Below are 18,643 nucleotides of genomic sequence, written 5' to 3' on the forward strand. Positions count from 1 at the left end.
ACGCGAAAAACAAGATCTAGAGCCGATGAGATCGGCCGATCTCATCGTGCTCCAACTTCCGGAACCACTCTTGTGAACCATTTTGACTACCGCGACGGCGTGCTGCATGCCGAGGACGTGGCGATACCGGATATCGCTGCAAGCGTCGGCACGCCGTTCTATTGCTATTCGACGGCGACGCTGACCAGGCATTTCCGCGTGTTTGCGCAGGCCTTTGCCGGGCTCGACGCGTTGGTCTGCTACGCCATGAAGGCGAATTCCAACCAGGCCGTGCTGAAGATCCTGGCCAAGCTCGGCGCCGGCGCCGACGTGGTCTCCGAAGGCGAACTGCGCCGCGCGCTGGCCGCCGGCATTCCGGCCAACAAGATCCTGTTTTCGGGCGTCGGCAAGACCACGCGCGAAATGGATTTTGCACTCTCGGCCGGCATTCTGTGTTTCAACGTCGAATCCGAGCCGGAACTGGAACTGCTGTCGGCCCGTGCCACGGCATTGGGCAAGGTGGCCTCGATCTCGCTGCGCATCAACCCGGATGTCGATGCCAAGACCCACAAGAAGATCTCGACCGGCAAGGCAGAGAACAAGTTCGGCATCCCCTGGCAGAAGGCGCGCCAGGTCTATAACAGCGCAGCTGAACTGCCGGGTATCAAAGTCACCGGCATCGACACCCATATAGGCAGCCAGATCACCGAGTTGCAGCCCTTCGACGACGCCTTCGCGCTGCTAGTGGAGTTGGTCGGCGTACTGCGCGCCGACGGGCACGCCATCGAGCATATCGATCTCGGCGGCGGCCTCGGTATTCCCTACCGCCTCGACAACAGCCCGCCGCCCTTGCCCGACGCTTACGCCCAGATCGTCAAGAAGCATGTCGCCAAGCTCGGACTGAAAGTGATGTTCGAGCCAGGCCGGCTGATATCAGGCAATGCCGGCATCCTGGTCTCGCAAGTGATCTTCGTGAAGGAGGGCGATGCCAAGAATTTCCTGGTTGTCGACGCCGCGATGAACGATCTGATCCGGCCGACGCTTTACGACGCCTTCCATGACATCAAACCGGTGGTGCAGCAGCCGGCCGCCGCACCGCGTATGACGGTCGACGTGGTCGGCCCGGTCTGCGAGACCGGCGATTATCTCGGCCTCGACCGCGATCTGCCCCGGCTGAAGGCCGGCGACCTGATCGCGATCGCCACCGCCGGCGCCTATGGCGCGGTGCAGGCCGGCACCTACAACACCAGGCCGCTGGTGCCCGAAGTGCTGGTTGACGGCGACCGGTACCATGTCGTGCGCCCCCGCCAGAGCTATGACGAACTGATCGGGTTGGATTCGGTGCCCGACTGGTTGAGGTAGACTCGTCGTCCCTGTCGCCGTTCCGTTTAGGAAGAAGACCGGCTCCTCGCCGATCCAGTCGCACAGCGCGAAGCGTAACTGCCGGATCGCGCGCGCCCGCAGAATGATATCAGCTCGACCGAAACACCCCTCACGACGGGGGTGATAGCGGTCATACGACGCCTTCGAAAAAATTTCTGTATATACAAAAAACTTGCAGGCAACGCACTTTCTGTATATACAGAAATGCCAAAAGAGGCTGACGGCGATGGGGTTCGAGTGGGACGACGAAAAAGCGAGGAAGAACAAAGCTAAACATGGCGTGCCGTTCGAGCTTGCCGAGGTTTTCGATTTCGACAACGCAATGATCTTTGAAGATGCGACTGAAGATTACGGCGAGGAACGGTTTGTGGGGATCGGTTTCGTCGGCAACAGGGTCCACCAGATCGTTTATGTACCGCGCAACGGAAACATCCGGGTCATTTCCCTCCGGCGCGCCACCAGAGAGGAGATCAGAAGCTATGTCGAATACATCGAAGCCGGCTACTAAAAGTGGCCATGTCAGAGCCAAGCGGGCGCTCTCCCCCATGGTTTCAACCAAGAAGGCCAGATTGATCGGTATAAGCGAGCCGTCAAAAGTAAGTCTATTGAAGCGGGCTCAGGCCGCTCTTGATAAAATGACGGTCGAAGAAGACGCCGCAATCACCGCCGCGGCTAGAACTGATCCTGACGCGCAACCAAATTTAGCAGCAAGGCGTGGGAGACCTCGATCAGAGCACGCCAAGGTCGCGATATTGTTGAGGCTAGACCCTGACATCGTTGAGAGCTTCAAGAAGAGTGGGTCAGGCTGGCAGACGCGCATGAATGCGGCATTGCGCAAAGCTGCCGACCTCGACTGAGCATGGGCGGCGGGATGAGCGATCATTCTGCCGTCGGCGCAACCCTCGACAGGCTACAGCCGGTTCTGAACCAGAGCCCTGGTCTGCGCGATCCTGTCCTCGTCGCGGCGATAGAATGTCCACTGCTTGATGCGCTTGCTGCTGAGAAGGCCCGCCTGGGTCAGCACCCGCATATGTTCGCTGAGCGTCGCCTGGGTGATCCCGAGCTTTTCGGCGATCAGCAGCGCGCAGACGCCGTCCTCGACCAGATCGCCATCCGCCTGGCGGGGAAAATGCGCGCGCGGATCCTTTAGCCAGTCGAGGATTTGCAGCCTGCGCTCGTTGGCGATCGCCTTGAAGACATCAACCTCTTGCATTTAGGCATTTTGCTAAGTTACTAAGTGATGTCAACCCTTGGGAGCAGCCATGCTGAACGGCAATAGGATTACACGCGAACGCATCTCCGCAATGGAGCCACGCATCCGGCCATTCGTGCGCCATACGCCGGTGCTGCGCGTCGACATGGCCGATTTCGGTCGTCCGCCTCTGAGCCTCGACCTGAAGCTCGAATGCCTGCAGCATTCCGGCTCGTTTAAGGCGCGCGGCGCGTTCACCAATCTTCTCGAGCGGCCGGTTCCCAAGGCTGGCGTGGTTGCCGCATCGGGCGGCAACCATGGCGCCGCTGTCGCCTATGCCGCCATGCGGCTCGGTCACAAGGCAACCATCTTCGTTCCCGAAGTGAGCCCGCCGGCCAAGCTGGAACGCATCCGCGGCTACGGCGCCGATCTGGTCGTCGGCGGCGCGCGCTATGCCGAGGCACTGGCTGCCAGTGAGAACTTTGCCGAAAAATCCGGCGCGCTGCAGATCCATGCCTTCAACCAGGAGGAAACACTGGTCGGGCAAGGCACGCTTGGTCTCGAGATCGAGGCCGACCTGCCGGAGCTGGACACGCTGCTGGTCGCCGTCGGTGGCGGCGGCCTGATCGGCGGCATCGCCGCCTGGTTCGGCGGCCGTATCAGGATCATCGCCGTCGAGCCCGAAGGCGCACCGACGCTCTATCGCGCCTTCGAGGCCGGTCGGCCCGTCGATGCGCCGACTGAAGGCATCGCCGCCGATTCGCTGGCGCCGAAGCGCGTCGGCGACATGATGTTTCCAATCGCCGAAGCCTTTGTCGAGCGTTCCATACTGGTCAGCGACGACGAGATCGTCGCCGCGCAGGCGGCGCTTTGGGACCGGGTGCGAATCATCTCCGAGCCGGGCGGCGCCGCGGCCTTCGCAGCGGTCCTGTCCGGCCGTTACGCGCCGGCTGAGGGCGAGCGTGTCGCCGTGCTGGTCTGCGGAGCAAACGCCAATCCGGCTAAATTCTAAGGATAATAGGAGCAGTCCCGTTCACGTTTTAGGGAACTGCCTCGCCTTCGCCGTGTTTCTTGATATGTTTGGAGCGACGAGCATCTAAGACTTTGAGTCCTTCGCATCCGATTTTCGGGCCGGTGCGATAGATTTGTGAGGTTCGGGTTATCCCGCCCGAATCAGGAAGGGCCGATGACGCAACGACCCACCTTCACCAGCGATCGCGGCTTGGCCGGGCGCCTTGCGCTGAGCCGGCTGGCGACGCGGGTCTCGATGACGGTCGAACGTGGCTGGCCGTTGCTGCTTCCGTTGGTCATCGTCGCCAGCCTGTTCCTCAGCGTCTCGTGGCTCGGCCTCTTCCTTCTGCTGCCCGATATCGCCCGCATCGGCCTCCTGGCAGTGTTTGGCATTGCCATCCTTGCCGCGCTCTATCCCCTGCGTTTCTTCCGGTTGCCGTCCAGCGCCGAGATCGACCGGCGCATCGAAGCTGCCAACCAATTGCTGCACAGCCCGGTGCTGGTGCAGACCGACCGGCCGAGCGGCAGGGAAAGCATTTTTTCGCAAGCATTGTGGCGCGAACACCAGAAACGCATGGCCGAGAAACTCGGCGACCTCGGTGGCGACCTGCCACGCACCCGGGTGCCGGAGCGCGACCCGTGGGGACTGCGGGCCGTGGCGGCGCTTTTGTTGGTCGCCGCCTTTGCCTTCTCCTTCGGACCGTCGGGCGGCCGCATAGCAGACGGGTTCAGTGCTCAGGGGGCGCGCGACGCTGTCCCGCCGCGTATCGATGCCTGGGTGACGCCGCCGGCCTACACCGGCAGGCCGCCGGTCTTCCTCACTTCACCAGCCCTCGCCAACCCAGCCGCCGCCAATCCAGCCCTTGGCAACAATGGCAGTCAGGCTGCGTCCATTTTCACCGTTCCGGAAGGCAGCGATGTGTCGCTGCGCGTCACCGGCGGTTCGGGCGAGGAAACGCTGAGCTATGCCGATGCCGACGGCAACGCCCGAACCATCGAGCCGACCGCGCAACAGGCCGAGGCGGCCAAGCCGGCGGCGGCAACGCCCTCCACGGTGCGCCAGTTCACCGGAAAGCTCACGGCCAACGGCACGCTGACGCTCAACTCGGGCTATGACGAACTCGGCAACTGGACCTTCGCGGTGGTCCCGGACAAGCCGCCGCAGATCCGCTTCGTCGGCGAGCCGAAACGCGCCGCCAATGGCTCGTTCGAGCTCAACTACCAGATCGACGACGACTATGGCGCAGCCTCCGCCAAGGCGGATTTCATATTGGCCGAACCGCCGGCGCCGAATGCGCATCCGCTCTACGGCCCGCCTGAAATGCCGCTGTCGCTGCCGCGCCGCGGCGCCAAGGGGAATGCCGCCAAGACCACGAAGGATCTGACCGAGCATGTCTGGGCCGGCGGCAACATCAAGCTCACGCTTGTCGCCACCGACGATGCCGGACATACGGCAACCAGCGAAACCAAGACGCTGGTAATGCCGGAGCGGCCCTTCTCCAATCCGCTGGCGAGAGCCGTGATCGAGCAGCGCCGCGTTCTGGCGCTCGACGCCAACGCCAAGAGCCGCGTGCTCGACCTGATGGACGCCATCACGCTCAGGCCCGAAGACACGTTCGACAACATGGCGCACTACCTCGCCATCATGAGCGCCCGCACCCGGTTGAAGATCGCCGACAGCGACGACCAGTTGCGCAATGAGGTAGCCTACCTCTGGGAGATCGCGCTCGGCATCGAGGAAGGCAACCTTTCCGAGGCCGAGAGGCGGTTGCGTCAGGCGCAGCAGGCGCTGCAGGACGCGATCAAGAACGGCGCCAGCGACGAGGAAATCGATAAGGCGATGAAGGAACTGCGCGAGGCGATGAACCAGTTCCTGCAGGAATTCGCCCAGCGTGCGCAGCAGAATCCGGACGCGCCGCAGATGCAGCAGAACGGCCAGGAACTGCGCCAGAGCGACATCGAACGCATGATGGACCAGATCGAAAACCTGGCGAAATCAGGCGATCGCGACAGCGCGCAGCAATTGCTATCGCAGCTGCAGGACATGATGAACAATCTGCAGGCCGGACGTCAGCAGCAGGGCGGCCAGCAGAACAGCGAGATGCGCCAGCAGATGGACAAGCTCGGCGAGATCATGCGGCGCCAGCAGGAGATGATGAACGAAACCTTCCGCATGGACCAGATGCAGCGCGGCCAGCAACAGCGCGGGCAGAACCGCGACGAGCAGCTCGGCGAAAACGGCGAGCAAGGCCAAATGGGCGAACAGGGCGAGCCCGGCCCAGGTGAAGACCGCGATCCGCTCGGCCGGCCGAAGCCGATGACGCCGGAGGAATTCGCCGACGCGCTGAAGCAGTTGCAGGAAGGCCAAGGCAAGCTGCAAGGCGACCTCGACCAGCTGAGGAAAGGCCTCGAAGGCATGGGCCTCGAGCCCAATGAGGGATTTGGCGACGCCGGCAAATCCATGGGCAGTGCCGAACAGGCGCTCGGCGACAGCGATGGCGACCAGGCCGTCGGTCACCAGGGCCGCGCGCTGGAAGCGTTGCGCAAGGGCGCCAAGGACATGATGAAGCAATTGCAGGCCATGCAGGGCGACGAGGGCGAGGGCGAGCGGGGCGGCCGCCAGCAGAACGCCGACCGCGATCCGCTCGGCCGGCCGCGCGCCACCGAAGGTCCCGATTTCGGCGATTCGGTGAAGGTGCCGGACGAGATCGACGTGCAGCGCGCCCGCCAGATCCTCGAAGCGATCCGCAAGCGGCTCGGCAACGCGCTCAGCCCCGACATCGAGCGCAGCTATCTGGAGCGGCTGCTGGAGCTCAAGTAAAGCTCTCCTATCGCCTCAAACATCAAACATTGAGACCGCCATGGTGAAACTCGGCGCCGTCACCCCGATCCTGCGCATCTTCGACATCGCCAAGGCGCATGAATTCTATGTCGGCTTCCTCGGTTTCGAAGTGCAGTTCGAGCACCGCTTCGACGACGACGCTCCCCTCTATATAGGAATTTCGCGCGATGGCTGCGTGCTGCATCTGAGCGAACATCACGGCGACGGCGCGCCGGGCGCTATATCCGCGTCGAAGCGGGCGACATCGCGGCGCTGCACCGCGAACTGATAGCAAAGAAGTACCGTTTTGCCAGGCCGGGACTGGAAGAGACACCGTGGCAGACAAGGGAGGTCACCGTCGGCGACCCGTTCGGCAATCGGCTGACCTTCTACGAAGACGTCGCATAGCGGCTGCCAGGCTCTAGCGATTGGTGAACGCCTCGCGGATCGCCTCTTCCATGCCGTCGATGGCCTCGCCGGAGGCGTTCGGATTGCGCCGCAGCACCACGTTCGAGGAATCGATGTCGCCGAACCCGTCGCCGGCCGTAAGTTCGCGGCAGCCTGCCGGGATGTTGCTGCGCGAGATCGGCGCAATCGCCAGCCCGGAGGTGACCGCGAGGCGCAGGCCGCCATTGGTATCGCTGGTATAGGCGACACGATAGGCGAGACCGCGCTGCTCCAGCGACTTTATCGCGAAATCCTTGCACCAGCCGGCACGGTTGTAGAGCGCAATCGGCACCGGCCGCTCCTCATGCATGTGGTGCAGTTCCGAGGTCACCCATACGGTCGGGTCATGCATCAGCACCTCGCCGCCGAAGAGATCCTGCCATTCGAACACCACCGCCAGATCGAGCTCACCGGCGGCGAGCGCCGCGATCTGCGCGCCGGAATGCGCATAGCGGACGGTGACTTCGACCTGAGGATGGCGCTTGGCAAAAGCGCCGAGTGCGCGCGACAGGATAGCGTGCCCATATTCTTCCGGAATGCCGATACGCACCGGCCCGCCAAGCGGCGCGGCGACCATCGATGCCGCCGTCTCGTCCAGCAGCGACACGATGCGACGGGCGTTGACGATGAGTTCGCCGCCGCGGCGCGTCAGCGCCACGCCGCGCGAGCCGCGCTCGAACAGGCTGTCGCCGACCACATCTTCGAGCTTCTTCATCTGCATCGAAACCGCCGATTGGGTCCGGCCGGCCTGCTCTGCTGCCTTGGTGAAATTGCCGGTGTCGGCAACCGCGACGAAGGTGCGCAGCAGATCGCTGTCGAGCGTGGGTTTCATGCATTCCGCCATAAGAAAATATGATTGCTGGCATCATTCCAATTCGTTTGCAACATGTCAAACGGCGGATAATAGTCATCTCACCCATTGGATATGCGGCTGCGAAATCGGCCGCGGACCAATCTAGAGTCCTCACTCGTACCCGCTGCCCGAAACGGTGGCGGGTTCTTTTTACCCGAAACCAGGTCCGGATTCGGGCCGCACAGCAAGGAGCCGTCGAACGACATGCAGAACCGGATCGTCCTCGGCATGGCAAGCCTTTGCCTCGGCGTTCTGGTGTTCTCGCTCCAGGATCCGCTGATCAAGGCCGTGTCGGACACTTATCCGGTGACCGAGGTGATGGCGATCCGCTCGATCATCGCCTTGCCCATTCTTCTCGTGCTCGTTCATGCCGATGTCGGGCTCGCCGCGATCTTTTCGAAGCGGTTTCGCATGCTGACGATGCGCGCCTTCATCCTGTTCACCTCCTACACGGTCTATTACCTGGCGATTGCCGCCCTGCCGCTTGCCGACGCGGTGGCGCTCTATTTCATGGCACCGCTGTTCATCATGGCGCTTGCCGGCCCTTATCTCGGCGAACGGGTGGCGTGGCAGACGCTGGTCACCGTCCTCGTCGGGATGCTGGGCGTGCTGGTGATGCTGCGACCAGGCGCCGGGCTGTTCGACTGGGCGGCGCTGCTGTCGCTGGCCTCGGCAGTGCTCTACGGCTTTTCGCAGTTGATGGCCCGCAAGATCGGCGACACCGAATCGTCCACGGTCATGGCGTTCTATCAAAACGGCGTCTACCTACTAGGCGCTGCAGCGGTCGCCGGGCTGTTCTGGCTGGCAGGAATAGCTCACGCTACCCATCCGAGCCTCGAATTCCTGGTCAGGCCATGGATCTGGCCGACGCCGATCGATTTCCTGAAGATGGCGGCCTGCGGCTTCGTCGCCTCGGCCGGCATGATCCTGTTGTCGCAGGCTTACCGGCTGGCGCCCGCCAACAGCGTCGCCACCTTCGAATACACCGGGATTATCTGGTCGCCGCTGTGGGGCTTCCTGTTCTTTGCCGAGGTGCCGCGGTCGACCACCGTCATCGGCGCCGCCCTCATCATCGGCGCCGGTCTGTTCGCGCTCAATGCCAGCCGGCGCCCCAGCAGCGCGCCGGCAATCGCGGCGACCTGCGATCCCGCCTGACAGCGACTAGGTTTAGGCGAAACAGGCGAGCGCCTGGTCGACGCGCGCGCGGATTTCGGCCAGTGTGAACGGCTTCTGCACGACGTCCACAATGATGCCGTTCAACTCCTCGGCGCGCTCGCGCTGGTCGGCATAGCCGGTCATCAGCAAGATCTTCATCGCCGGGAAAAGCGACGCCGCCGCCTTGGCCATCTCGATGCCGTCCATTTCCGGCATGCGGATATCGGAGACGACAAGGTCGTAGCCGCCACGTGCTGCGCGGATCAGGGCAAGCCCTTGCGCGCCGTCGGCGGCGATGTCGATCATATGCCCGGCGCGTTCGAGGGCGCGGGCGGCGAGGGTGCGGACGGACTCATCGTCCTCGACGATCAGGAGCTTTGCCATAGCGGAATGTTTGGCGTGGAAAAGTTGACTTTTCCTGAACCGCAAACAGCATCGAACATAAATCAGGCGTCGCCCTTGACGACGCCGACAAACGGCAATTCGCGAAAGGCGTGGGCGACATCCATGCCGTAGCCGACGACGAAATAGTCGGGGCAGTCGAAGCCGACATAGTCGGCATTGAGCGCGGTCTGGCGGCGCATGCGCTTGTCGAGCAGCACGGCAATGGCGCAGCTTTTGGCGCCGCGCGACAGCATCAGATCGCGGGTGAAGGACAGCGTCTTGCCCGATTCGAGGATGTCGTCGATCAACAGCACGTCGCGGCCGGCGACCTCATTGTCGATGTCGCGCAGCACCCTCACCTCGCCGCTGGTGGTGCCGGCGCCATAGCTGGAGATGAAGATGAACTCGACCTCGGGCGACAGGCCGACATCGTGCATGGCGCGGATGAGATCGGCGGCGAAGATGAACGACCCTTTCAGCACCGAAATCACCAGAAGGTCCTGATAATCGTGCCCGGCGATCTCCTTGGCGAGTTCCAGATTGCGGCGGGCAATCGCCGACGCCGAAAACAGAACCTCGATATCCTTGCCGCGTACGACTGGCATTGGCCGCCTTTCCAGAAATGACCGCCCTAATTGGCGAAGGTGACCGAGACGGTCTTGACCCCGTTTCTAGGCACGTCGAGCCGGCTCGAAAAGCCAAATCTTTCGCCGGGCGCCAGCGAACGGTTGAATGTGCCCAGCGTGTAGCGGGTTGTGCGCCTGTCATTGCCGGTGACCCGGATTTCCAGCGGCGGCAATGGCGACGGGCCGATGCCGTCATTGGCGGCTTCGCCACCGACGAACAGGACAGGTTCCGGTCCGGACGCATCGATACGCGACGTGACGCCTGAAATGGTGAGTGCGGCGCCTGTTTCCTGCGCCGCGAGAAGAAGCGGCGCCTGGCGAACCAGCGCGTGCCCGCCCGAGATCCAGAAGGCTGCCAGCGCGGCACCGAGGCCGGCGATCCAGAAGATCGGCCCGCCGCGCGATTTCGGCAGCCGTTCCATTGCGGCTTCTGGCTTGCGCAACATGTCCATGCCTTCAATCGATGGCGTGGCGATCACGCGCGAAGGCGGTGGATCCATGCTTCCGGTGAAGCGCGGCAACACTTCGTAATCCGCATCGACGACGTCATCGGCTGGATCACGCATGACGCGTTCCGGCGCGGCGGCCGTATCGGTCATGATTTCGCCGGAAACCGGGCGCGCGGTTCGATCCTCAGCCATCATGGCCCAGCACTACAGCACCTGTTCGCTCTTCGTTTCTTTTGCATAAACGGAAATGGTTAACGCTTCCCCATCGGAACCCTTGTGACGCGCCCAAAAAACCTCAGAATTAACTGCCGGTTAACCATGCCGGCCGATGGTCTTTTCTCAGAGAAGGCTGGCTCGTCGCCGCCGCAAGTTTCAGGTCGTCGAACGTGATCCGCTTCGAAAATGTCGGCCTCCGCTATGGCATGGGTCCGGAAATCCTCCGCGACATTTCCTTGCACATACCGGAGCGTTCCTTTCAGTTCCTGAGCGGCCCTTCGGGCGCCGGCAAGACGACGCTGCTGCGGCTTTTGTTCATGTCGCTCAAGCCGACGCGCGGGCTGATCACCATCTTCGGCAAGGACCGCTCACGCATCTCGCGCACGGAGCTGCCGCATCTGAGGCGGCGCATCGGCGTGGTATTCCAGGACTTTCGCCTGCTCGACCACATGACGACCTATGAAAACGTGGCCTTGCCGCTGCGCGTGCGCGGACGCGAGGAGGCGAGCTACCGCACCGACGTGACCGAACTCTTGAAGTGGGTCGGCCTTGGCGAGCGCATGCATGTGCTGCCGCCGGTGCTGTCTGGCGGCGAGAAGCAGCGCGCCGCGATTGCCAGGGCGCTGATCGAGCAGCCCGAGATCCTGCTTGCCGACGAGCCGACCGGCAATGTCGATCCGCCGCTGGCGCGCCGCCTGTTGCGGCTGTTCATCGAACTCAACCGGCTAGGCACCGCGGTGGTGATCGCAACGCACGACCTCGGCCTGATGGAGCAAGTCGACGCGCGGCGCATGATCCTGGCCGGCGGAAGGCTGGATATCTATGACTGATCTCCCCCTTGACCATGGCGAAGACCAACACGCCGAGAGGGCCGCGACGACGCAGCGCGTTCAGCGCAAGATGGCGCCGATCGTGCCGGCGCAGAACATCGCCGGCCGGGCGCTGGTCCTGGTCATCGCCATCATGACGTTCCTCTCCTGCCTGACTTTCGGCGCGGTGACGCTGGTGCGCGACACCGCCTCGGTCTGGGAGAACCAGATCTCACGCGAGGCGACGATCCAGATCAAGCCGGTAGACGGCCTCGACATGGAGGCAGCACTTGCCCAGGCCTCGCAGATCGCCGGCGAATTTCCTGGCGTGAAGGCTGCCCGGATCGTCGACCGCGATGCCACGGCGCGGCTGCTGGAGCCGTGGCTGGGCTCGGGCCTCAACATCGACGACTTGCCGGTGCCGCGTCTGATCATCGTCACCATAGACGAGAACAACCCGCCCGATTTTGCCGCAATGCGCGCCGCGATCACGCCGAAGCTGCCCAGTGCCTCGCTTGACGACCATCGGACCTGGGTCGACCGGCTGGTGGCCATGGCCCGCACCACGGTGACCATCGGCATCGCCGTGCTGGCGCTGATGCTGTCGGCAACCGTGCTGACCGTGGTATTCGCCACGCGGGGCGCAATGGCCGGCAACGGCCACATCATCGAGGTGCTGCATTTCGTCGGCGCCGAAGCGCGCTTCATCGCGCGCGAATTCCGCCACCACTTTCTGGTCACCGGGATGAAGGGCGCAGCCGCCGGGGGGGCAGCGGCGGTGCTCGTCTTCATCGTCTTCTCATGGTGGTCGTCGCGCAACATGGCAACGCCGCAGGCCGATCAGGCAACCGCCCTGTTCGGCAATTTCGCCATCGGCTCGGCGGGCTATTTCGGCGTCGTCCTCATGGTGCTGGTGATCGGTGCGCTGACGGCAGCAACCTCCCATGTCACCGTCGTCACCTATCTCAGCGACATCGATGTCCGCCAACCCGACGCGGGGTGATCACGGATAGAGAATTAGCGTAATGTAATGTGTGCTTTTTCACCTACTAAACGCCGTATTTCGGGGTTAACGATAAGATGATGGATGCGCGCGACTCGACCGGAATGGCTGGACAGTTGCCCTTGGTGATTACGCGTTCCCGCGAGCGCGCCAAGCCCAGCCGATTGGCGGGGGCGTTGCGCATCTCCGCTTTCTTTCTGCTCCTGCTGGCGACACTGTTTGCCGGCGGCTTCGGCTGGTTCGCCAACACTGTCAGCCGTCTCGCGACGCCCGCCAATCCGGCAAAAGCCGATGCCATCATCGTGCTGACCGGCGGCCATTCGCGTCTCGATGCCGCGATGGGCCTGCTTGCGTCAGGCAAGGGCGAGCGGCTGCTGATCAGCGGCGTGCATCCATCCGCCAGCCGCCGCCAGCTTCAGGTCGCGACCCGCGGCGACAAGGAATTGTTTTCCTGCTGCGTCGACATCGACCGCGCTGCGCTCGACACGATCGGCAATGCCGAGGAAAGTGCAAAGTGGGTGGAAGACCACGCCTATGGCACCGTGATCCTCGTCACCAACAACTACCACATGCCGCGCAGCCTGCTGGAAATGGGTCGGCTGCTGCGCAAGGCCAAGCTCGAGCCCTATCCGGTGGTCAACAGCAATCTTGGCAATGGCGGCTGGCTGACCAAGCCCAAGGCGTTGCGGGTGCTGTTTACCGAATACAACAAATATCTGCTGGCGCTGGCGCGCGGCATCGTGCCGGTGAAGCCAACGCCAACCGGCATCGCGCTGGCCGAGGCTGCTGGACCGAACTGAGCCGATCTGGAACCGGCAGCGGCATCATTCCTTGACTATGGCGGTTGAGGCGCCACGCAGGCGCGAGATTTCCTGTTCGAGGCGGTCGATACGCCTGTCCCGTTCGGCCAGCGCCGCCGCTACGTCGGCCGCTTCGAAACGCTGCGGTATGTGCTGCGGGCAGTTGGAATCCCAGGCCGAAACCGTGAACAGGATAATTTGCTCGGGACGCGCCTTGTAGCCTTCCGGCATCAGCTTGGCCATCAGTTCGGCGTCGTCCTCGACGACGCGCGCGCTGCCCCAGATCTTGATGCGCTGCCGATGGGCATAGTCGATCAGGAACAGGAATGCGCGCGGGTTGTCGTCCAGATTGCCCTGGGTGATGAATTGCCTGTTGCCGGAGAAATCCGTGAAGCCGATCGTCCGCTCGTCGAGCACCTTGAGGAAACCGACCGGCCCGCCGCGATGCTGGATGTAAGGCTGCCCCTCACCATTGGCCGTCGACAGGAAGATGCTGGTCTGCGCCTCGATAAAGGCAGCGAGATCGGGCGTGATATCAGCCTGCCAGCCGCCGCGCTCCTCGACGCGGGCATAGGCATCACGTGAACCTTTGCGGGCCTGGATCGCCTTGACGGTTGGCGTGAAGGCGACATCGCTGGTGAAAACGTGAGCATTCATGGAAAGCCTCCTTTGCAGGCAGAGCTGCGAACCGTCGTCAGCGAGAGATAAGGCCTTCCATCCTACGGATGCAGATGGCATAAATGCAACTTATCCTTCCACTTTATGGAAGATCAATGGATCGCCTCGATTCTATGTCGCTTTTCGTCGCCGCGGTGGAAGCCGGCAGCCTTTCGGCCGCCGGACGCCGTTTCGGCATCCCGCTGGCAACGGTCAGCCGCAAGGTCTCCGACCTGGAGCGGCATCTGAAGACGCGTCTCCTGAACCGTTCGACGCGGCAGCTGATGCTGACCGACGCCGGTCACGCCTATCTCGCCGCCTGCCGTCGCATTCTCGAAGAAGTCGGCGAGGCCGAGCGTATCGCAGCCGGCGAATACAGCGCCCCGACGGGCGAACTGATTGTCACTGCTCCGATCGTCTTTGGCCGCCTGCATGTGCTGCCGGTCGTCATCGGCTTTCTCGCAGCCTACCCCGACGTGGCTATTCGCCTGATGCTCGCAGACCGGATAACTCAGTTGACCGAGGAGCACATCGATCTCGCCGTCCGTATAGGCGAGCTTCCCGACTCGAGCCTTATGGCCACCCGCATCGGCTCGATCCGGCGCGTTGTTTGCGCGAGCCCGGCCTATCTGGCCAAGCACGGCACGCCGGAGACCCCGAAAGACCTCGCGGCACACAACTGCATCACCTTCGAGGGGCTCACCGCTCCCGCCGCTTGGACGTTTGCCACCGGCAAGACCGAACTCGCTGTTCCGATCCGCTCACGGCTTCGGGTCAACACCGCGGAAGCGGCGATCGATGCCGCGATTGCCGGCGTCGGTATGACGAGGGTGCTCTCCTATCAGATTACGGCTGCTGTGCGCTCCGGCACGCTCCGCACCGTGCTGGAGCCATTCGAGCCGCAGCCATGGCCGGTCAGTCTCGTGCATGCCGGCCAGGGTCTGCTGCCACTGAAACTGCGTGCGTTCCTCGACTTCGCCGCCCCACGGCTGAAAAAGCGGCTGGCGCAAGCGACGTGGCAGGCCTGACGAACGGGCGGCGCCTCATCAAATCGGCTCGATCTCAGTCCTCGCACCGTTTCCTTTTTGCCCGCGCTTGGTGTAACCAACGCACACTTCCTCACCGGGCAATTCCCACATGCTCCTTATCCGCTCGCTGGCGTTCAACCTTGTCTTCTACGTCAATCTGATCGTCCAGATGGTCCTCTGGACCCCGTATTATTTCCTGTCGCCGCGCCACCGCGCCTGGTTCGTGCCGAAATTCTGGTCGCGCACGTCGATGTGGCTCTATGACAAGATCGCCGGCACCAAAAGCGAGATCACCGGCCAGGAGAACCTGCCCGAGGGCTCCTTCATCCTGGCGCCCAAGCACCAGTCGTTCTGGGACGCCATCGCCTTCTTCCCCTTCCTGCAGGATCCGATCTACATCCTGAAACGGGAACTGACCTGGATCCCGTTCTTCGGCTGGTACATCCTGAAAATGCGGATGATCCCGGTCGACCGCGGCAGCCGCTCGAAGGCGCTGAAAGCGGTGGTCGCCGCGACCAAACAAGAGTTGGCGCGCAATCCCCGGCAGCTGATCATCTATCCCGAGGGCACGCGCCGCGCGCCGGGCGACGAGCCGGCCTACAAATACGGCATCGTCGAAATCTATGCGCAGCTTGGCATTCCGGTGGTGCCGGTCGCCCATGTCGCCGGCCTCTACTGGCCGCGGCGCAAATTCCTGCGCTATCCCGGCACGATCAAGGCCCGCTTCCTGCCGCCGATTCCACCCGGGTTGGACAAGGGGGAGTTCATGGAACGGCTGATCGGCGAAACGGAAGCCGCCTGCGATCAGCTTCTTGTCGAGGCGTCCCGTGCGCCGAACCCGCCGCCCATGCCGCCGACGGCGGTGAAGCGGCTGAGGGAATTGGCCTCCAATAACCTGGCCTGAGCCGCCCGTCGGACCGGCACCAACCCCTAGGGAATCACAGCCAGCGCCGTGGTCAAAACCAACGTCGCCGCAAACGTCAGGTTGATGATCCGTGAGGCCAGCGGTTTGCGCAGAAAGCGTGCAAACGCCGCCCCGGCGAGAAGCCAAAGGGCATGGATGGCGACGATCATCGAAGCGAGGACCGCAAGCTTGAGCCCTGCATCGAGTTCATCGGTGGATGATGTCCCCGCGAATACGGCGGCGATCGCCACATAGGCTTTCGGGTTGGCGATGGCCAGCACAAACCCGCCCAGGAATGTGGGGAGTGCCGCCCCGCCGGTACGCGCAGCCAAAGGCGGAGCCATTGCTATCTTGAAGGCGAGGTAGAGGATGTAGGCCGCAGACGCGGCTGCCAGGAGCGGTGTGAGCTTGGGCACAGAGGCAAGCATGGCTGTGATGCCGGTCGCCACGACCAAAAGCACGGCAACCGTACCAAGAATGATGCCCGAGGCGTAGCGAAGCGAACCGCGCAGGCCGAAGGCGGCGCCAACGGCGGTGACGCTTATCGTCGCCGGCCCCGGACTGCCCATCACGACCGCCGATGCCAGGATGAGCGCCAGCAATTGCCGCCATAGTTCCGGATGGGAAAAGACCTGCTCGGCCATCTGTATACCAGTATCCAGACGCGATGCGACCGATGGTAAGGCAGGGCAGAGCAGGGCGTCTTGAACGATCGTGCGCGGGCACTCGGCGCAGGCCGCGCGCGATCCTTGCTGCCGTTTGAGCAGGCCGCCGCTTCGCGCTAGCGTCTATGCACTCGCGCTGTCGAGCTCGGCGATATCGTCCGGACCGAGCTTCAACGATGCGGCGCGGACGAGGCTGTCGACCTGGTCCAGCGTCGTGGCGCTGGCGATTGGCGCCGTGACGCCGGGCCGCGCGATCACCCAGGCGAGCGCCACGTCCGCCTGCTTGGCCGCGTGACGCGCCGACACCGCGTCGAGTGCCGCCAGGATGCGCATGCCGCGCGCGTTGAGGTAGTCCTTCACGTCGTCGCCACGCGCGCTTTTGCCGAGATCGGCTTCGCTGCGGTACTTGCCGCTCAAAAACCCTTTGGCGAGGCTGAAATAGGTGATGACGCCGATCTCCTCGGCCATGCACAGATCGCGGAGCGGCCCATCGAAGGAGGCGCGGTCATAGAGATTGTACTCCGGCTGCAGCACCGCGTAGCGCGGCAGGCCCCGCAGGCTTGCCACATCGAGCGCGGCGCGCAACTGGCCGGCATCGAGATTGGAAGCGCCGACATGGCGAACCTTGCCTTTGGCGAGCAGCTTTTCGTAGGCGCCGAACGTTTCCTCATAGGGGGTGGCCGGGTCCGGCCAGTGCGACAGATAGAGATCGACGACATCGGTCTGCAACCGCTTCAGCGACCCATCGATGGCCTTTTCGATATAGGCGGCGGAGAGGTCTTTCCTGCCCTGCCCCATATCCGACCCGACCTTGGTGACCACCACGACCTTGTCGCGGTTGCCGCGGCTCTTCATCCATTTGCCGATGATCGTCTCGGATTCGCCGCCCTTGTTGCCGGGAACCCAGCGCGAATAGGAATCGGCTGTGTCGATGGCGTTGAGGCCGGCGCCGACGAAGCGGTCGAGCAGGTCGAACGAGGTTTTCTCGTCGGCGGTCCAGCCGAAGACGTTGCCGCCCAGAACCAGCGGCGCGATGGACAGGTCGGTTTGACCGAGACGACGTTTCTGCAAGATTGATCTCCGTGGGAAATGGAAAGGAGTGGCTTAAGCTAGGTCTCACCGCGCCAAGGTCAAAGGCCTAGCCGTCCTTTCCAAGGGGCCAGTGCTTCACAAGGGCGCGATCCACCGCGTTGACGTTCCAGCCGATGCCTATTGGCTTTGGCGCCGGTATTCGCCAGGCGGCAGCCCTACCGCGCGGCTGAAAAGCCGGCTGAACGAGGCGGTATCCCGGTATCCGACCTGGTAGCATATTTCCGAAATACCGAGTTTGGTGCTTTCAAGAAGTGTTTTCGCGGCCTCAAGGCGCCGGTCCTGGATCCATCGGCCGGGAGTAGTGTGCAATTCATCGGAAAACCGGCGCGCCAGCGTTCGCGGCGACAGACCGAGCTGCGACCCAAGGAAAGCAAGGTCGAGCGCTCCGAGCTGTTTTCCGGACAAGGTTTCGAGCCGGTCGCGGAACGGCTCTTGCGGAGGCAGCAGATCGGTGAGCGGGAACTCGTAGGGTGTCTGGATCTGCCGCGACGGTGGCAGCACCAGCAATTTGCGAACCAGGCGCTCCTCCCTGGCGAAGCCAAGATCCCGCAGAAGCGCCTTGCCGAGCTCCAGGCCTGAAAAGCCGCCGCCGCAAGTGTAGATCCGTTCCTCCCCGATCAGCACACGTGAAGCGTCCCAACGCACCTTCGGAAAGCGGCGCTGGGCATCGGTCTTCAGCCACCAGGAGATCGTCGCGCGCTTTCGGTCGAGAAGACCGGCGTCTGCCAGGAAGTAACCGGCCCCGCAATGCGCGGCGATGATGGCGCCGTCGCGCTGCGCGCTTGCGATAAGCGGCGCGGCATGGCGGCTCTCTTCCTCCAGCGCCGCAACAAGCTCCGGGATTTGCATGCCGGGCATGGCCAAAAGGATCAGCAAGTCCATGCGCTGCGAAGGTTCGCGTCTGGTGTGAAAGGAAATCCCTGGCGTCGTCGTGGCGTCGGCCTGCCGCGCCACGAATTCGAAGGAAAACGCCGGCGCAGCGCGAATGGTGTTCACCAGCTCGAACATTTCGACAAGTGTCGCGGCGACGGCCGAATAGAAGGTCGACGGCAACCAGATCACGGCGTGAACGGGACGATGGTCCAAGATGCCTCCTTTGAACAGTGGCAAGTTTAGCACATAGATTGTCAAATCTGCCAATTTCGATTTTTGCCAGCGACCTTAGGTTC

20 protein-coding genes and 1 pseudogene are annotated in these 18,643 nt (G+C 63.2%); 12 read left to right on the top strand and 9 right to left on the bottom strand.

What is annotated here, in order from left to right:
• Nucleotides 1–72 precede the first annotated feature (72 nt).
• From lysA to AC0L26_RS08900, 3 genes are all read left to right on the top strand, one after another.
• Entirely contained in the window at nt 73–1,341 is a 1,269-nt protein-coding gene (lysA, locus tag AC0L26_RS08890) for a diaminopimelate decarboxylase (RefSeq protein WP_473632202.1), read from the top strand.
• Nucleotides 1,342–1,588: 247 nt separating this feature from the next.
• A complete protein-coding gene (locus tag AC0L26_RS08895) occupies nt 1,589–1,870 on the top strand; it encodes a BrnT family toxin (protein ID WP_473632203.1) in 282 nt (93 codons plus the stop codon).
• A 37-nt stretch (nt 1,871–1,907) separates the two neighbouring features.
• Nucleotides 1,908–2,219, top strand: a complete 312-nt coding sequence (locus AC0L26_RS08900) for a BrnA antitoxin family protein (RefSeq protein ID WP_473632204.1) — start codon at nt 1,908–1,910, stop codon at nt 2,217–2,219.
• A 53-nt stretch (nt 2,220–2,272) separates the two neighbouring features.
• On the opposite strand, the gene AC0L26_RS08905 is transcribed toward AC0L26_RS08900, so the two are convergent.
• The gene (locus tag AC0L26_RS08905) at nt 2,273–2,575 is read right to left on the bottom strand and encodes an ArsR/SmtB family transcription factor (protein ID WP_354494257.1); all 303 of its coding nucleotides are present in this window, start codon (nt 2,573–2,575) and stop codon (nt 2,273–2,275) included.
• A 49-nt stretch (nt 2,576–2,624) separates the two neighbouring features.
• On the opposite strand from AC0L26_RS08905, the gene AC0L26_RS08910 reads away from it, so the two are divergent.
• The 3 genes and pseudogenes from AC0L26_RS08910 (at nt 2,625) to AC0L26_RS08920 (ending at nt 6,794) form a co-directional block, all read left to right on the top strand.
• The gene (locus AC0L26_RS08910) at nt 2,625–3,566 is read left to right on the top strand and encodes a threonine/serine dehydratase (protein ID WP_473632205.1); all 942 of its coding nucleotides are present in this window, start codon (nt 2,625–2,627) and stop codon (nt 3,564–3,566) included.
• Between the two features lie 174 nt (nt 3,567–3,740).
• Nucleotides 3,741–6,386: a TIGR02302 family protein gene (locus AC0L26_RS08915; RefSeq protein WP_473632206.1), complete on the top strand. Its 2,646-nt coding sequence runs from the start codon at nt 3,741–3,743 to the stop codon at nt 6,384–6,386.
• 40 nt (nt 6,387–6,426) lie between these two features.
• Nucleotides 6,427–6,794 (top strand): annotated as a pseudogene (locus AC0L26_RS08920) (glyoxalase superfamily protein).
• A gap of 13 nt (nt 6,795–6,807) precedes the next feature.
• Here the strand turns inward: AC0L26_RS08920 and AC0L26_RS08925 are convergent.
• Nucleotides 6,808–7,665 carry a LysR family transcriptional regulator gene (locus tag AC0L26_RS08925; protein WP_473632207.1) on the bottom strand — a complete coding sequence of 286 codons (858 nt, stop codon included), beginning with the start codon at nt 7,663–7,665 and terminating at the stop codon, nt 6,808–6,810.
• A gap of 225 nt (nt 7,666–7,890) precedes the next feature.
• Between AC0L26_RS08925 and AC0L26_RS08930 the strand changes: the two genes are divergently transcribed.
• A complete protein-coding gene (locus tag AC0L26_RS08930) occupies nt 7,891–8,841 on the top strand; it encodes a DMT family transporter (protein ID WP_473632208.1) in 951 nt (316 codons plus the stop codon).
• Nucleotides 8,842–8,853: 12 nt separating this feature from the next.
• Here AC0L26_RS08930 and AC0L26_RS08935 read toward each other — a convergent pair whose 3' ends face one another.
• The 3 genes from AC0L26_RS08935 to AC0L26_RS08945 all read right to left on the bottom strand — a co-directional run bounded on the left by AC0L26_RS08935 (nt 8,854) and on the right by AC0L26_RS08945 (nt 10,495).
• Nucleotides 8,854–9,225 carry a response regulator gene (locus AC0L26_RS08935; RefSeq protein ID WP_473632209.1) on the bottom strand — a complete coding sequence of 124 codons (372 nt, stop codon included), beginning with the start codon at nt 9,223–9,225 and terminating at the stop codon, nt 8,854–8,856.
• 62 nt (nt 9,226–9,287) lie between these two features.
• Nucleotides 9,288–9,830 carry a hypoxanthine phosphoribosyltransferase gene (gene hpt / locus AC0L26_RS08940; RefSeq protein WP_128243829.1) on the bottom strand — a complete coding sequence of 181 codons (543 nt, stop codon included), beginning with the start codon at nt 9,828–9,830 and terminating at the stop codon, nt 9,288–9,290.
• A gap of 26 nt (nt 9,831–9,856) precedes the next feature.
• Nucleotides 9,857–10,495, bottom strand: coding sequence for a hypothetical protein (locus AC0L26_RS08945; protein WP_473632210.1), 639 nt, complete (start codon nt 10,493–10,495; stop codon nt 9,857–9,859).
• A gap of 191 nt (nt 10,496–10,686) precedes the next feature.
• Between AC0L26_RS08945 and ftsE the strand changes: the two genes are divergently transcribed.
• From ftsE to AC0L26_RS08960, 3 genes are all read left to right on the top strand, one after another.
• Nucleotides 10,687–11,346, top strand: a complete 660-nt coding sequence (ftsE, locus tag AC0L26_RS08950) for a cell division ATP-binding protein FtsE (RefSeq protein WP_010911739.1) — start codon at nt 10,687–10,689, stop codon at nt 11,344–11,346.
• Nucleotides 11,339–12,328, top strand: coding sequence for a cell division protein FtsX (locus AC0L26_RS08955; protein ID WP_473632211.1), 990 nt, complete (start codon nt 11,339–11,341; stop codon nt 12,326–12,328). The genes ftsE and AC0L26_RS08955 overlap by 8 nt, the downstream gene beginning before the upstream one ends.
• Before the next feature lie 77 nt (nt 12,329–12,405).
• Nucleotides 12,406–13,128, top strand: coding sequence for a YdcF family protein (locus tag AC0L26_RS08960; protein WP_473632212.1), 723 nt, complete (start codon nt 12,406–12,408; stop codon nt 13,126–13,128).
• A 24-nt stretch (nt 13,129–13,152) separates the two neighbouring features.
• On the opposite strand, the gene AC0L26_RS08965 is transcribed toward AC0L26_RS08960, so the two are convergent.
• Complete coding sequence (locus AC0L26_RS08965) at nt 13,153–13,785, bottom strand: pyridoxamine 5'-phosphate oxidase family protein (RefSeq protein ID WP_473632213.1); 633 nt, start codon at nt 13,783–13,785, stop codon at nt 13,153–13,155.
• A 116-nt stretch (nt 13,786–13,901) separates the two neighbouring features.
• Here AC0L26_RS08965 and AC0L26_RS08970 point away from each other — a divergent pair, with 116 nt between their 5' ends.
• Both AC0L26_RS08970 and AC0L26_RS08975 read left to right on the top strand, forming a co-directional pair.
• Complete coding sequence (locus AC0L26_RS08970; RefSeq protein WP_473632214.1) at nt 13,902–14,813, top strand: LysR family transcriptional regulator; 912 nt, start codon at nt 13,902–13,904, stop codon at nt 14,811–14,813.
• Between the two features lie 109 nt (nt 14,814–14,922).
• Nucleotides 14,923–15,717, top strand: coding sequence for a lysophospholipid acyltransferase family protein (locus AC0L26_RS08975; RefSeq protein ID WP_473632215.1), 795 nt, complete (start codon nt 14,923–14,925; stop codon nt 15,715–15,717).
• Nucleotides 15,718–15,743: 26 nt separating this feature from the next.
• Here the strand turns inward: AC0L26_RS08975 and AC0L26_RS08980 are convergent, their stop codons facing one another.
• The 3 genes from AC0L26_RS08980 to AC0L26_RS08990 form a co-directional block, all read right to left on the bottom strand.
• Nucleotides 15,744–16,361, bottom strand: a complete 618-nt coding sequence (locus AC0L26_RS08980; RefSeq protein ID WP_473632216.1) for a LysE family translocator — start codon at nt 16,359–16,361, stop codon at nt 15,744–15,746.
• A gap of 144 nt (nt 16,362–16,505) precedes the next feature.
• The gene (locus AC0L26_RS08985) at nt 16,506–17,453 is read right to left on the bottom strand and encodes an aldo/keto reductase (protein ID WP_473632217.1); all 948 of its coding nucleotides are present in this window, start codon (nt 17,451–17,453) and stop codon (nt 16,506–16,508) included.
• Between the two features lie 138 nt (nt 17,454–17,591).
• Complete coding sequence (locus tag AC0L26_RS08990; RefSeq protein ID WP_473632218.1) at nt 17,592–18,560, bottom strand: GlxA family transcriptional regulator; 969 nt, start codon at nt 18,558–18,560, stop codon at nt 17,592–17,594.
• Nucleotides 18,561–18,643 lie beyond the last annotated feature (83 nt).

This window comes from Mesorhizobium sp. WSM4823, from assembly GCF_055811195.1.

Bases quoted from the DNA above. Each gene is read 5' to 3' on its own strand.
- AC0L26_RS08895 (WP_473632203.1), top strand. From the start codon at position 1,589: ATGGGGTTCGAGTGGGACGACGAAAAAGCGAGGAAGAACAAAGCTAAA.
- AC0L26_RS08900 (WP_473632204.1), top strand. From the start codon at position 1,908: ATGGTTTCAACCAAGAAGGCCAGATTGATCGGTATAAGCGAGCCGTCA.
- AC0L26_RS08905 (WP_354494257.1), bottom strand. From the start codon at position 2,575: ATGCAAGAGGTTGATGTCTTCAAGGCGATCGCCAACGAGCGCAGGCTG.
- AC0L26_RS08910 (WP_473632205.1), top strand. From the start codon at position 2,625: ATGCTGAACGGCAATAGGATTACACGCGAACGCATCTCCGCAATGGAG.
- AC0L26_RS08915 (WP_473632206.1), top strand. From the start codon at position 3,741: ATGACGCAACGACCCACCTTCACCAGCGATCGCGGCTTGGCCGGGCGC.
- AC0L26_RS08925 (WP_473632207.1), bottom strand. From the start codon at position 7,665: ATGAAACCCACGCTCGACAGCGATCTGCTGCGCACCTTCGTCGCGGTT.
- AC0L26_RS08930 (WP_473632208.1), top strand. From the start codon at position 7,891: ATGCAGAACCGGATCGTCCTCGGCATGGCAAGCCTTTGCCTCGGCGTT.
- AC0L26_RS08935 (WP_473632209.1), bottom strand. From the start codon at position 9,225: ATGGCAAAGCTCCTGATCGTCGAGGACGATGAGTCCGTCCGCACCCTC.
- hpt (WP_128243829.1), bottom strand. From the start codon at position 9,830: ATGCCAGTCGTACGCGGCAAGGATATCGAGGTTCTGTTTTCGGCGTCG.
- AC0L26_RS08945 (WP_473632210.1), bottom strand. From the start codon at position 10,495: ATGATGGCTGAGGATCGAACCGCGCGCCCGGTTTCCGGCGAAATCATG.
- AC0L26_RS08955 (WP_473632211.1), top strand. From the start codon at position 11,339: ATGACTGATCTCCCCCTTGACCATGGCGAAGACCAACACGCCGAGAGG.
- AC0L26_RS08960 (WP_473632212.1), top strand. From the start codon at position 12,406: ATGATGGATGCGCGCGACTCGACCGGAATGGCTGGACAGTTGCCCTTG.
- AC0L26_RS08965 (WP_473632213.1), bottom strand. From the start codon at position 13,785: ATGAATGCTCACGTTTTCACCAGCGATGTCGCCTTCACGCCAACCGTC.
- AC0L26_RS08970 (WP_473632214.1), top strand. From the start codon at position 13,902: ATGGATCGCCTCGATTCTATGTCGCTTTTCGTCGCCGCGGTGGAAGCC.
- AC0L26_RS08975 (WP_473632215.1), top strand. From the start codon at position 14,923: ATGCTCCTTATCCGCTCGCTGGCGTTCAACCTTGTCTTCTACGTCAAT.
- AC0L26_RS08980 (WP_473632216.1), bottom strand. From the start codon at position 16,361: ATGGCCGAGCAGGTCTTTTCCCATCCGGAACTATGGCGGCAATTGCTG.